Source organism: Streptomyces sp. NPDC057950 (assembly GCF_042887295.1).
In the GTDB taxonomy this organism is placed as follows: domain Bacteria; phylum Actinomycetota; class Actinomycetes; order Streptomycetales; family Streptomycetaceae; genus Streptomyces; species Streptomyces kaempferi.
Genome location: NZ_JBHVPP010000001.1, coordinates 44,375 through 56,379 on the forward strand (window position 1 = coordinate 44,375; position 12,005 = coordinate 56,379).

The 12,005-nt window shown below is 71.6% G+C and carries 11 protein-coding genes and 1 pseudogene; 8 read left to right on the plus strand and 4 right to left on the minus strand.

Annotation, left to right across the window (positions count from 1 at the left end):
- Window positions 1–48: 48 nt before the first annotated feature.
- A complete protein-coding gene (locus ACFVTC_RS00200) occupies window positions 49–846 on the plus strand; it encodes a maleylpyruvate isomerase family mycothiol-dependent enzyme (RefSeq protein ID WP_390122326.1) in 798 nt (265 codons plus the stop codon).
- A gap of 121 nt (window positions 847–967) precedes the next feature.
- Here the strand turns inward: ACFVTC_RS00200 and ACFVTC_RS00205 are convergent, their stop codons facing one another.
- Window positions 968–2,041, minus strand: a complete 1,074-nt coding sequence (locus tag ACFVTC_RS00205; protein WP_390122328.1) for an NAD(P)-dependent alcohol dehydrogenase — start codon at window positions 2,039–2,041, stop codon at window positions 968–970.
- Between the two features lie 193 nt (window positions 2,042–2,234).
- Here ACFVTC_RS00205 and ACFVTC_RS00210 point away from each other — a divergent pair, with 193 nt between their 5' ends.
- The 6 genes from ACFVTC_RS00210 (at window position 2,235) to ACFVTC_RS00235 (ending at window position 7,990) form a co-directional block, all read left to right on the plus strand.
- On the plus strand, window positions 2,235–4,460 hold the full coding sequence (locus ACFVTC_RS00210) for an FUSC family protein (protein WP_390122331.1): 2,226 nt from the start codon (window positions 2,235–2,237) through the stop codon (window positions 4,458–4,460).
- Window positions 4,457–4,984, plus strand: a complete 528-nt coding sequence (locus ACFVTC_RS00215) for a YbhB/YbcL family Raf kinase inhibitor-like protein (protein WP_390122333.1) — start codon at window positions 4,457–4,459, stop codon at window positions 4,982–4,984. The genes ACFVTC_RS00210 and ACFVTC_RS00215 overlap by 4 nt, the downstream gene beginning before the upstream one ends.
- 81 nt (window positions 4,985–5,065) lie before the next feature.
- Window positions 5,066–5,911 carry a HipA family kinase gene (locus ACFVTC_RS00220; protein WP_390122335.1) on the plus strand — a complete coding sequence of 282 codons (846 nt, stop codon included), beginning with the start codon at window positions 5,066–5,068 and terminating at the stop codon, window positions 5,909–5,911.
- Window positions 5,908–6,291 (plus strand): DUF3037 domain-containing protein, encoded by a 384-nt coding sequence (locus ACFVTC_RS00225; protein WP_329525816.1) that lies wholly within the window; start codon window positions 5,908–5,910, stop codon window positions 6,289–6,291. Before ACFVTC_RS00220 ends, ACFVTC_RS00225 begins: the two co-directional genes overlap by 4 nt.
- A 159-nt stretch (window positions 6,292–6,450) precedes the next feature.
- Entirely contained in the window at window positions 6,451–7,212 is a 762-nt protein-coding gene (gene fabG, locus ACFVTC_RS00230; RefSeq protein WP_390122337.1) for a 3-oxoacyl-ACP reductase FabG, read from the plus strand.
- A 16-nt stretch (window positions 7,213–7,228) separates the two neighbouring features.
- Window positions 7,229–7,990, plus strand: a complete 762-nt coding sequence (locus ACFVTC_RS00235; RefSeq protein ID WP_390122339.1) for an SDR family oxidoreductase — start codon at window positions 7,229–7,231, stop codon at window positions 7,988–7,990.
- A 217-nt stretch (window positions 7,991–8,207) separates the two neighbouring features.
- Here ACFVTC_RS00235 and ACFVTC_RS00240 read toward each other — a convergent pair whose 3' ends face one another.
- The 3 genes and pseudogenes from ACFVTC_RS00240 to ACFVTC_RS00250 form a co-directional block, all read right to left on the minus strand.
- On the minus strand, window positions 8,208–8,360 hold the full coding sequence (locus tag ACFVTC_RS00240; RefSeq protein ID WP_390122341.1) for a hypothetical protein: 153 nt from the start codon (window positions 8,358–8,360) through the stop codon (window positions 8,208–8,210).
- 44 nt (window positions 8,361–8,404) lie between these two features.
- Window positions 8,405–8,728 (minus strand): annotated as a pseudogene (locus tag ACFVTC_RS00245) (enoyl-CoA hydratase-related protein); the annotation flags it as partial.
- A 41-nt stretch (window positions 8,729–8,769) separates the two neighbouring features.
- On the minus strand, window positions 8,770–10,725 hold the full coding sequence (locus ACFVTC_RS00250) for a 3-hydroxyacyl-CoA dehydrogenase NAD-binding domain-containing protein (RefSeq protein WP_390122343.1): 1,956 nt from the start codon (window positions 10,723–10,725) through the stop codon (window positions 8,770–8,772).
- A gap of 539 nt (window positions 10,726–11,264) precedes the next feature.
- Here ACFVTC_RS00250 and ung point away from each other — a divergent pair.
- On the plus strand, window positions 11,265–11,948 hold the full coding sequence (ung, locus tag ACFVTC_RS00255) for a uracil-DNA glycosylase (RefSeq protein WP_329286125.1): 684 nt from the start codon (window positions 11,265–11,267) through the stop codon (window positions 11,946–11,948).
- Window positions 11,949–12,005: the final 57 nt, after the last annotated feature.

Consider the following 12,005-nt stretch of genomic DNA (forward strand, 5'->3'; position numbering starts at 1 on the left):
ACGGCCCTCGGGCCGGGTCCTCGGGCCGGGTCATGAAGGGAGGAACCGATGACTGGTGCCGGACTGTCCTCCGCGCGTCTGAGCAGCGAGCACCTGGCGGACGTCGTGTCCCTGGTGGACGACGAGCAGTGGGAACTGCCGTCCGCCTGTGCGGGCTGGCGCGTCATCGACGTGATCGCCCACCTCGGTGCCCTCGCCCACGAAGCGGTGGAACCCCCCGCCCCGGACCCCACCCTGCCCAAGAACCGCGAGCGCTACCACGACCTGCGGGTCGACGAGCGCCGCGGCTGGAGCCACGGCGAAGTCGTGGACGAGTGGCGCGACTTCACCCCAAGGCAGCTGGAGATCCTGGAGTCGGCCCAGGAGCCCTCACGGGCCGGGCAACCGGTCGAGGTGCCGGGCCTGGGGACCTACCCGCGACATCTCCTGGCGAACACCATGGCGTTCAACGTCCTGTGCCACCTGCGCCACGACATGCTCGCCCCGGACGGTCCGCTCCCGTTCGCCGTGCCCGAGGAGACCGACGGCCTGGTCGCACCCGCGGTCGCGTTCATGCTCGCCGGCCTGCCCCAGATGCAGGGGCCCGAACTCGCCGCCACCGTCTGCGAACCCCTCGTCCTCGACCTGACGGGACCGGGCGCCACCACCGTCACCGTCCACCCCGCCGCCCGGCAGGACGGACCCCTGACCGTGCGACCCGGGGCCGACGGCGCCACCAGGATCAGCAGCACGGCATCCGACTTCATCGCATGGGGCACCACGCGCGCACCCTGGCGCGACCACTGCCGCATCACCGGGGACACGTCCGCCGCGACGCCGTTCCTCGACTGCCTCGACATCATCTGAGCCCGGACGGCCGGCTGGAGGTCAACGGGCATACCCGGACGGCCCGCTGGAGGTCAACTGGAGATCAACACGCGCGCCCCGACGGCCCGCTGGAGATCAGCGGGCCGTCCGCGGTGCCCGCTCAGTCGAAGACGATGACCTGCCGCCCTACGATCTCGCCCCGCCCCAGGGCCTCCAGGTTCTCGTTGACGTCCTCGAGCGCGACCTTGGTGACGTTGTGCTTGACCAGGCCCGCTTCGGCGAGGGAGAGCACCTCTACGAGGTCCATGTGGTTGCCCCAGAAAGAACCGAGATAGGACAGCTCCGTCCCCACGAAGGGGAACTGGTTGTGCTCCACGCGGTGACTCATGAGGCCGACGGCCGCCAGCGCGCCCTCGGGACCCAGCAGGTCGAACCCCATCGAGATGGACGCCTCGCTGCCGACGCAGTCCAGGATGGCGTCGATCGTCCTGCGGCCCGTGAGCCCCTCCAGTTCGTCCTGGATGGCTTCGGTGGACTTGTCCCTGACATTGACCCCGTGGTCCGCGCCGTTCTCCCTCGCCACGTCCAGCTTGCCGTCAGTGCGCGCGAGGGCCACCACGGTCGCTCCGCTTCCGAGCAGCTTCGCGTACTGGACCGCGTAGCTGCCCAGACCGCCGATGCCCGTGACGGCGACGGTCCGGGCGGGACCGAGCTTGCCCGCGTCCCGCAGCTTCCTCATTCCCCGGTACGGGGTCATGCCCGCGTCGGTCATGGGAGCGAGGAGTTCGGGCGTCCTCGCGGCCTCCTCCGAGACCGGAACGGCGTGCCGGTACTCCACGGCCATGTACTCGGCGAAGCCTCCCGGAGGGCCGAAGCCCACCCACCTGCCGTTGCCGCTGCACAGCTGTTCGTTGCCCTCGCGGCACTGACGGCATGTGCCGTCACCCCAGCTGGGGTTGACCACGACCATGTCCCCCTCCGAGTAGCCGACCGATTGCGGTACGCCGCTGCCCAGCCCCGCCACCCGGCCTGTGACCTCGTGGCCCGGGATGTAGGGAAAGTCCACGGGGAACGGACCCTTGAAGTAGCCGTCGACGAGCTGGTAGTCGCTTCGGCACATGCCGGTCGCGGCGACCTTCAGCAGAATCTCGTCCGGCGCGGGTTCGGGTACGGGAACCTCCTCGATCCGGAGGGGCTCGTTGTATCCGTGCATCCGGGCTGCTCGCATCCGCATGGGTGTGCCTCGCTTCCGTCGGCGGGCAAGAGGGCGGGCACGCGTGACGGGACCCGGACTCCGTCGCCGGTCATCGCGGCCCCCGCTTCCGACATCACCAGGTTCCTGCGCCTGCCCCGCCCCCGCATCCGGAACGCGGCGCGCGGACGCCCGCGCGGTGGTCCGGCCACCGGAGGGAGCCTACGGTTGACCGGTGGGAGTGCTGCGCCGGACGAAGTGGCCGCGGACCCGGGACACGGGTCTTGCCGCGGCGCGGCGTTCGGCGCGGGTCACCGTGGTGGCGTGCGCCGGGTTCTACGCGGCGCGGTACGGGCTGGGAGACCGGACCGTCGCGATCTACGCCCTGTTCGGTGCCGTGGCGGCGGGCGGGCTGTCGTCGGTGCCGGGAACGCCGCGTCAGCGGGCGCGGACGCTGCTGGTGGTGCTGCCGCTCGCCATGGCGCTGGTGACGCTCGGTACGTGGCTGGCGGTGTACGGGTGGGCCGCGGCACTGGGGATGCTCGTCGTGGGGTTCCTGGTGACGTACAGCGGGGTCGGCGGCCCGAAAATGGTCGGGCTGGCCAACGGGCTGCAGCTGTTCTACATCCTTCCGTGCTTTCCGCCCTACGCCCCGGCCACGCTCGGGTTGCGGCTCGCGGGCCTGGCGGCCGGAGTGCTGCTCATGGCCGCGGCGGAGGTGTGGCTCTGGCCGGCGCCGTGCCCGGGTCGGTACGAGGACCGGCTCGCACGGGCGGGTCGGGCGGCGGCCGACGCGCTGCACGGACTGGCGGAGGATCCACCCCGGTACTCCGATCCGGCGTTGTTGCCGGAGGCGTCGCAGGCGCTGCGCATGAGCCGGGTGCCGCCTGACGAACGTCCCGTGTCGGCGTCGGCGCGGGACCGCGCGCTGTCCGAGGGCGCCGGGCACATGCGGCATCTCCTGGCACAGACGCGGCAGTTGGCCGAGTCGCTGGAGAGGGGGGCGGCCCCGCCCGGACCGGCCGCGAAGGGGTTGCTGACGGCCTCGGCCGCAGCCTGCGAAGACGTCGCACGGGCTCTGAGCGGGAAGGCGCCGCCGCCGACGCGGTCGTGGTGCCGGTCCGCGGTCCGTGTGTTCGAGTCGTATCGTGTGCGGCCGTGCGCGGCGGGCACGTACTCCGCCACGATGGTGCGTGACGGTGCGATCGCCCTGGACATCACGCACACGGCGGATCTGGTGGTGACAGCGGCCCGGATCGCGCTGGGTGCCCCCGTGCCGGCAGGGACGGCGTCGCCGGAGGTGCACGGCGCGTTCTGGTACGCGGGCAGGTCGACCCCGGAGCTGTACTACTGGCGGGTGCGCGCGCATCTGACTCCGCGGTCGGTGTGCTTCCAGAACGCGGTGCGCACCGCGGTGGCGCTGTCCGCGGTGCGGCTGGTGGTGGGCGAGCTGAGTCTGGCACACGGATTCTGGGCGCTGCTCACGACGTTGACCGTGATGCGGACGAGCGCCGCGGACACCCGTACCGCTCTGCGGCCCGCGTTGCGCGGGACGCTCGCGGGGGCGGTCGTGGCCGCGCTGATCCTGCACTTCGCCGTGGACGCGCCGGTGGTGTACGCGGTGATGCTTCCGCCCTGCATGTTCCTGGCGTTCGCATCGGGCTCCGTGCTGGGGCCGGGCTGGGGGCAGGCGTTCTTCACCCTGACCGTGGCGGCCGCCTTCTCTCAGGTGGCCCGCAGCGGGCCCGAGTTGGCGGCCGCGCGGGTGCTGGACGTGCTGGCCGGTGCGTTCATCGGTGCCTTCGTCGGGCTGCTCGCGTGGCCGCACGGAGGCACGGGCGAGTTGCGGCGGGCCTGCGCGCGCGTGCTCGACCAGGGCACCCGAGCGGTCACCGATGTCACCGACACCATCACCAAAGGTGTGCGGACGACCGACGCCCTGCCCGGGGCGAGGCTCGCTCAACGGATCGCGGAGGCGAGTTACGCGGAGTTCGCCATCGAGCGGCACGTACGGCGGCGGGAAGGGGCGGCCTCGGACACCGACTTCCAAGCGATCATGCTGATGGGCAACCGGGTCATCACGATGGGCCAGATCCTGCTGGACAACTGCCCGCCGGGCGCGCTGTCCGCGTGGCCGCTGAGCGCCGCGCACCTGCGCGACGCGGCCCACCGACTACGGCTCAGCACGCTGGAGTTCAGCCACGACCTGCGCTCGGGACAAGGCCGGCCCGCTCCCGTGGGCGGCCCCGTCACCGGCCCCACCACCGACGCGCAGGCCGACAGCACAGTGATCCGCGACGTCTGTGCCGCCTCCGCGGGCCGGGACCCCGACCCCCTGCTGTACTACGCGGTGGACGCGGCCATCTGGCTGGCGAGTCTGCAGCGGGCGATCGGCGCGGCTCGCACGCCACGAGCGGCGACGGGAACGACGACGTCGCCCTGGAGTGAGGGATCGTCATGATCAAACCCTTTGGTCCGTACGACTTCATGCCGCCGATCAGGACCTTCACGCTGACCTCGGAGTCCGTGGCCGACGGCGAGCCACTGGCCCGTGCGCAGGTGAGCGGCATCCTGGGAGCGGGCGGATCGGACGTCTCGCCGCAACTGAGCTGGTCCGGCTTCCCCGAGGAGACACGGAGTTTCACGGTCGCCATGTTCGACCCCGACGTGCCCACCGCCTCGGGCTTCTGGCACTGGGCCGTCGCCAACCTTCCCGCCTCCGTGACCGGCCTTCCGGCCGGGGCCGGAGACGGTGGCGATCTGCCCGGCGGCGCGGTGACGCTGGTCAACGACGCCGGCCACAGGAGGTACCTCGGTCCGGCGACACCGCCGGGCAACGGCCCGGACCGCTACTTCCTCGTGGTCCATGCCGTCGACGTGGAAGAACTGGAGGTGTCGCAGGCGACGGCCCCCGCCCTCATGGACTTCCTCCTTTTCACCCACGCGATCGCGCGGGCAACCATGTACGGCACCTACGAGCGGTGACCGGACGGGGCACTCCGCTTCCCGGAGGAGGCGCGCCTGACCGTAGATTGGTACGGCCGAAGAACGAGGGAGCCGGGAACATTGCTCAAAGAAGTCGCCGCCACCCGCTACATCACACCGCTGCGTGAGGGCGGCTCGCTGCCGGGGCTCGTCGAGGCCGACGATCTCGGGACGTACGTCATGAAGTTCACCGGCGCGGGGCAGGGGCGCAAGACGCTCGTCGCGGAGGTCGTCTGCGGTGAACTCGCCCGTCGGCTCGGCCTGCGCGTGCCCGGACTGGTGACGATCGGCCTCGACCCGGTCCTGGGGCTCGGCGAACCCGACCAGGAGGTCCAGGAACTGCTCAAGTCGAGCGGCGGGCTGAACCTCGGCATGGACTTCCTCTCCCGCGCCGTCGGCTTCGACTCCCTCGCCTTCGACGTGAGCGCGCGGGAAGCCGGGCGCATCGTCTGGTTCGACGCGCTGGTCAACAACGTCGACCGCTCCTGGCGCAACCCCAACCTGCTGATGTGGCACGGCGATCTGTGGCTCATCGACCACGGCGCCACCATGATCTGGCACCACCACTGGCCCGGTGCCCGAGCCTCCGCCGCCAAGCCGTACGACGCCTCCGACCACGCGCTCGCGCCCTTCGGCCCGGACATCGCCACGGCGGCGGCCGAGCTGGCGCCGCTGGTGACCGCGGAACTGCTCGCCGAGGTGACCGCCGCGATCCCGGAGGAGTGGCTGGCGGACGAGCCGGGCTTCGACTCCACCGAGGCGCTGCGGCGCGCCTACGCGGAGCCGCTCCTGGCCCGCGCCGCCGTCATCCACGAACGGGTCAGGGGCGTCGAGGGCCCCGAGGCCGGGGCGGGCAGTACGAGCGGCGAGGGTCCCGCTGGCGGCGGGGGAGCCAACGGCACCAGGGTCACCGAGGGGGACGCGTGAGCGAGCGGGACGTCTTCGAGTACGCGCTGCTGAGGGTGGTGCCGCGCGTCGAACGCGGTGAGTGCTTCAACGCGGGCGTACTGGTGTACTGCCGCGCCAAGTCCTTCGTGGCGGCGCGCACCCATCTGGACGAGACGAAACTGCGGGCGCTGGACCCGGAGGCCGACGTGGCGGGCGTACGGGCCGCGCTGCGCGCCGTGGAAGGGGTCTGCGCGGGTGGGAAAGCGGCAGGTCAGGCCGCGGGGGACGATGCGGGCCGGCGTTTTCGCTGGCTGATCGCGCCGCGCTCGACGGTGCTGCAGCCAGGGCCCGTGCACACGGGCCTCACCGCCGATCCGGAGGCGGAGACGGAGCGGTTGCTCGCGCTGCTGGTCAGGTAATGGATCACACCCGCGCCGTGTGCCGTTGACACCGGGTGCCAGGGCTTCTAGCGTCACGTCTGCTGAAGGTACTAAGCGGTCGCTCACCGGACGGGCGTACCGTGTGAGCCGCAGGACATGTCAGGCCGCAGGGCTTTTCAAGGGCGAGGAGAACCAGCAATGTCCACCACTGAGCAGCGCGTCGCCGTAGTCACCGGTGCCGCGCGCGGCATCGGCGCCGCGACCGCCGTACGACTGGCCGCCGAGGGCCGCGCCGTCGCGGTGATCGACCTCGACGAGGCCGCGTGCAAGGACACCGTGGAGAAGATCACCTCCGCGGGCGGCAAGGCCGTCGCGGTCGGCTGCGACGTCTCCGACGAGGCCCAGGTCGAGTCCGCGATCGCGCGGATCGCCGAGGAGCTCGGCGCGCCGACGATCCTGGTGAACAACGCGGGCGTGCTCCGCGACAACCTGCTGTTCAAGATGGCCGCGTCCGACTGGGACACCGTCATGAACGTGCACCTGCGCGGTGCCTTCCTGATGGCGAAGGCCTGTCAGAAGTACATGGTGGAGGCGAAGTTCGGCCGGATCGTCAACCTGTCGTCCTCCTCCGCTCTCGGCAATCGCGGCCAGGCCAACTACTCCGCCGCCAAGGCGGGCCTCCAGGGCCTGACCAAGACGCTCGCCATCGAACTCGGCAAGTTCGGCGTCACCGCGAACGCCGTCGCGCCCGGCTTCATCGCCACCGACATGACCGCCGCCACGGCCGCCCGCGTCGGCATGGGCTTCGAGGACTTCCAGGCCGCCGCCGCCACCCAGATCCCCGTGCAGCGCGTCGGCAACCCCGACGACATCGCCAACGCCATCGCCTTCTTCACCGGCGAGGCCGCCGGATTCGTCTCCGGCCAGGTGCTGTACGTGGCCGGCGGACCGCTCAACTAAGGGCGGGGACACGGACATGACCGCACTTCCCGAACTCTCCGGCAAGGTCGCCCTCGTCACCGGCGCGAGCCGTGGCATCGGCTACGGCGTCGCCGAGGCCCTCATCGCCCGTGGTGACCGCGTGTGCATCACCGGCCGCAACGAGGACGCTCTCAAGGAGGCCGTCGAGACACTCGGTGCCGACCGCGTCATCGGTGTCGCGGGCAAGGCGCACGACGAGGCCCACCAGGCCGTCGCCGTCGAGCGCACCATGGAGGCTTTCGGACGCGTCGACTACCTGGTCAACAACGCGGGCACGAACCCGGTGTTCGGCCCCATGGCCGACCTGGACCTCAACGTGGCGCGCAAGGTCTTCGAGACCAACGTCGTCTCGGCGCTCGGCTTCGCCCAGCTGACCTGGAAGGCATGGCAGAGCGAGAACGGCGGCGCGATCGTCAACATCGCGTCCGTCGCCGGCATCTCTCCCTCGCCGTTCATCGGCGCGTACGGCATGAGCAAGGCCGCGATGATCAACCTGACCGTGCAGCTGGCGCACGAGTTCGCGCCCAAGGTGCGGGTCAACGCGATCGCGCCCGCCGTCGTCAAGACCAAGTTCGCGCAGGCCCTGTACGAGGGCCGGGAGGCGGAGGCGGCCGCGGCTTACCCCCTCGGCCGGCTCGGCGTGCCCTCCGACATCGGAGGCGCCGCCGCGTTCCTCACCTCGGCACAGTCGGACTGGATCACCGGGCAGACGCTGGTGGTCGACGGCGGCATCTTCCTGAACGCCGGAGTGGGCTGACGGACGCCTCGCCGCGACCGCGGTCGGACCCGGGCGGCGCCCGGGTCCAGGTGCCACGGACGCCCGCCGTCCTGCCCGCGCGGTCACCGGCGCGCTGATCAAGTGCCCCGCCGGGAACACGGGTTCCCGGCGGGGCATCGCCGTACGATCGGCCGGTCCTCGGTGATGGCGGCCCGAGGCATGGGGAACGGGCTCGGGCCTGGGGAACGGGCTGGGGTCAGCGGCCTTCCCACGGGGGTGAGCGCTTCTCGGCGAAGGCATGGGCTCCTTCCCGCACGCCGAGCTGATGAGCCCGTTCGGCGGGCAGGGGATGGCCGGTGAGAAGGACCTCGACGGCGATGTCGCGGGGGATGCTTTCGGGCAGGCACACGATGCCGCCTTCAGGGGCACCAGGCCGACCCTCACCTCGGTGAGACCGAAGGTGGCGTCCTGGGCCGCGACGATCACGTCGCAGGCGAGGGCCATCTCCGTGCCGCCGCCCAGCGCCCAGCCCTCGACGGCCGCGATGAGGGGGGCGCGGCGGCGGGTCCGGGTGAGCCCCGCGAAGCCCCGCCCGGGGATGTTCGGGGTGTCCCCGACCGCGTACGCCTTGAGGTCCATCCCGGTGCTGAAGGTGCCGCCGGCCCCGGTGAGCACACCGACCAGCGGGTCGTCGCGGGCGCCGAGCCGGTCGAAGGCATCGGCCAGGGCCCGCGCGGTGGCGCCGTCGACAGCGTTGCGTACCCTCGGCCGGTCCACGGTGTCCCGGGACCTCGGTGGCGGCGCCGGCCGTCCACGCCCTAGTGCTCCTCGGCCGGAACCAGGGCGTGGGCGATCCCGGTGAGGTTGCCCTGGACGATGAGGATCTCCCGGCGGTTCGACCCGTCGAGATCCGCCGCGTAGACGGTCCCGGCCATGTCGGTGACGAACAGGCGGCCGCCGTCGAGATCGAGGGCGATGCCGATGCCCTCCATCAGGTGCGTCCACAGGATCTCGGGCTCCCGCCGCCCGCCGGGCGGATCCACCGGTGCGCGGTTCACGGAGTTGCCTCGCGGCGGATCCCCGCGGTCGGTCCAGTACAGCGTGCGCTCCGTCAGGTCCAACTGCAGGTCGATCGGTTCCGGGAGCCCCTGGAGAAGCACCTCGACGTCGCTGCGCCTGTCAGCGGATTCGCCGGCGGGCACATCGATCCCGGCCCGGAGGATCTTCCCCCGACCCGCGTCGCTCGGTCCCTTCTGCGACCAGTACAGGTGGCCGGCGCCGGGATCCACGGCGACTCCGACGCACCATCTGGTCTCATCGCGGCGGTCGCTGTCCGTCCGCCCCGTCCGGACGAGTGTCTCGATGTTCGTGCCGTCGAGGTCGCAGCGCATGACGCGCATCCCTTCGCGGTCACCCCAGTACAGCTTGCGGCCGACGGCTTCGAGGTGCAGTTGCTTCGGCGTGTGCGTGGCGCCGTCGGGAACGATCGTCGTCCGGTTGCCTCCGTCCAGGTCGACACGCTCGATCGAGCCGTCGTCGAGGGGCGGGGAGCCCATGTTCGTCCAGTAGATGTGCCCCGCAGCGGCGTCCACGGCGACACCGTCGGGGAACCCGCATCCCGAGACGAGGAACCGCTTGTCGGTGCCGTCGGGGTTCACCGAGAACACCCGACCGGCACCGCTGATTTCGAGCACGAACAGTCTCTGCCGCCGCTCCGTCGCGGTTCCTCCTCCCGGGCGAGGGCTCGCTGCCCCAGGGGTGACCGGTGCCTCAGGGGTGACCGGTGCCTCAGGGGTGACCTTTGCCGTCTCATGCCGGTCGGCCGGTGGTGTCGTCGCGCGGCCGGATCCCCGTACGGCCAGCAGGCTGAGCAGCATCGCGTCACGCCGGGCGGCCAGTTCGCCGACGGAGTGACCGTCCGCCTCCTCCAGGACCCCACCGACGATCTTCTCCTCGAGCTCGGGCGTGAGTCGCGGGTCGCCCAGTCCGTGCCACATCCCGGCCATCCCCGGCATGAGGGTCTCCATGAAGTGCCGGATGCCGCCCTCGCCGCCGCCGAGATGCCACAGCAGGTTGGGACCCATGACACCCCACCTGAGTCCGGGGCCCCAGGACACCGCGTCGTCGGAGTCCGCGACGTCCAGCACCCCCTGGTCGATCAGGTGGACGACCTCGCGGTACAGAGCGGCCTGGAGGCGGTTGGCGACGTGTCCGGGGAGCTCCTTCTTGAGATGGATCGGCTTCTTGCCGATCGCCGTGTAGAAGGACATGGCGTCCCGGACGGTCCGCGGGGCGGTCTTCGTCCCGCCGACGACTTCGACGAGCGGGATGATGTGCGGGGGGTTGAACGGATGCCCGATGAGGGTGCGCTGCGGATTCCGGCACTCGGCCTGGATGACACTCATCGTGATGCCCGACGAGCTCGAGGCGATGATCGCGTCCGGCGGCGTCGCGTCGTCGATGTCGGCGAACAGCCTGACCTTCAGATCCGGGCGCTCCGGCGCGTTCTCCTGGACGAAATCCGCGTCCGCGACGGCTTCTCGCATGTCGGTGGTGAACCGGAGACGGTCGGGTGAGGTTCCGGGTTCGGCGCCGAGCGTGGCCGCCGCGTCCCATGCCTCGGCCACGTACGCCCTGAGGGCCTCCTCCGCGGCGGGGGCGGGGTCGGTCGCCGTGACCTCGAAGCCCCGGGCGAGGTAGTGCGTCGCCCAGCTCGCACCGATGGTGCCGGTGCCGACGATCGCTACACGATGGACGGGTCCCTGTGCGTTCATGGCTCCTCGTCGCTCTTGCTCTTGGCTGCTCCGGTGCACCTGAAATGTCGGGCGGACCAGGGACGGCGCGGGCGGCGCGGGCGGCGCGGACGGGGAAGGCCCGCGTGCGGACCGGCCGTGCGGCGCGGCCCTCCGCCCGGCCGCCGACAGGAAGGACCCGGCCCGCCACGCCAGGTCGGGGCGGGGGCCCGGTGACGCCATGACGGCTCCATTCCAGGGTGCGGCGCCTGCTCGGCCGGGGCATCTCGGGGACGCCGAGGAGCCGTGGTCCGGCGGTTCCCGGAGGCCCCGCGGATCGTCGTCGACGATCACGATGACGGGCGGGCGGAGACGCGGGACCAGCCGGCAGCGGGGTGACAGCGGGGGCGGACGCGGAGGGGGTGACGGTGGCCGGAGGGGACCGGAGCCGACGGCCGAGGGGCGAGATCCGCCGGGTGACAGGGGAGGATCCGCTGGTGGCAAGGGGTACGGGGCCGGGTGTCAGTGGTCGCCTGTAGGTTCTGAGGCCTGGAAGTGACCGTACATCGGAGGAAGTTGACGTGACCGACACCGCCATGCTGCCCGAGTCCTGGCGCGGCGTCCTCGGCGAGGAACTGCAGCAGCCCTACTTCAAGGAACTCACCGAGTTCGTCGAGGAGGAGCGAGCCAAGGGTCCCGTCTACCCTCCGCGCGAAGAGGTCTTCGCCGCGCTGGACGCGACACCGTACGAGCGGGTCAAGGTGCTGGTCCTCGGCCAGGACCCGTACCACGGCGAGGGCCAGGGACACGGCCTGTGCTTCTCGGTGCGCCCCGGAGTGCGGACCCCGCCCTCCCTGCGGAACATCTACAAGGAGATGAAGGAGGAGCTCGGCACCCCGATCCCGGACAACGGCTATCTGATGCCGTGGGCCGAGCAGGGCGTCCTGCTGCTCAACGCGGTGCTGACCGTGCGCTCCGGTGAGGCCAACTCCCACAAGGGCAAGGGCTGGGAGAGGTTCACGGACGCGGTGATCCGCTCCGTGGCCGACCGGCCCGACCCGGCGGTCTTCGTGCTGTGGGGGAACTACGCGCAGAAGAAGCTCCCGCTCATCGACGAGGACCGGCACATCGTGGTGAAGGGCGCGCACCCCTCGCCGCTCTCCGCCAAGAAGTTCTTCGGCTCCCGGCCGTTCACACAGATCAACGAGGCCGTGGCGCAGCAGGGCCACGACCCGATCGACTGGCGGATTCCGGACCTCGGCTGACCCGGGATGGGGGACGGCTGGGCCGGGCGGGGGGCCCGGTCCCGCCCTCCCCGGCCC